Annotated in this window: 2 pseudogenes; both read right to left on the bottom strand. The window is 47.8% G+C overall.

Annotation, left to right across the window (positions count from 1 at the left end):
- Nucleotides 1-534: pseudogene (gene pdhB / locus BTA31_RS22140) on the bottom strand (pyruvate dehydrogenase complex E1 component subunit beta); the annotation flags it as partial.
- 3 nt (nt 535-537) lie between these two features.
- A pseudogene (locus BTA31_RS22675) lies at nt 538-680 on the bottom strand (pyruvate dehydrogenase (acetyl-transferring) E1 component subunit alpha); the annotation flags it as partial.

The following is a 680-nucleotide window of genomic DNA, read 5'->3' on the forward strand; positions in this document are numbered from 1 at the left end:
ACGGTAAAGTTTCATGTGCTCAAGGAAAACAACCGGATCGTTATCGCGGATCGCAGAGATTAAAAGTCCTTTAGCATCGTACGGAGTTGAAGGAATGACGACTTTAAGTCCAGGCTGCTGTGCAACGAGTCCTTCCAAGCTGTCCGCGTGAAGTTCAGGTGTGTGAACACCGCCGCCGAACGGAGAACGGATTGTCACTGGAGAAGTCCAGCGGCCGCCGGAACGGTAGCGCATCCGTGCCATTTGTCCGGAAACTGAGTCCATCACTTCGTATACAAAGCCGAAAAATTGAATTTCCATTACAGGACGGAAGCCTTGTAAGCCTAAGCCGAGTGCAAGGCCGCCGATACCAGATTCAGCAAGAGGAGTGTCAAATACGCGATCCTCACCAAACTCTTTTTGCAATCCTTCAGTCGCACGGAACACGCCGCCGTTAACACCGACGTCTTCTCCGAAAACTAAGACATTTTCGTCATTTTTCAGTTCTGTGCGTAACGCATCAGTGATTGCTTGAATCATTGTCATTTGCGCCATGGCTTACTTCGACTCCTTCTCTTTATAAATTTCCTTTTGTTCTACAAGGTTGTAAGGAAGCTCTTCATACATGATGTCGATCAGGTCGGTCACTTTTTGCTTCGGCTCTTCGTCAGCTTTTTTGATCGCCTGCTTGATTTCTTCTT

Source organism: Bacillus haynesii (genome assembly GCF_001969855.1).
Classification (GTDB): Bacteria; Bacillota; Bacilli; order Bacillales; family Bacillaceae; genus Bacillus; species Bacillus haynesii.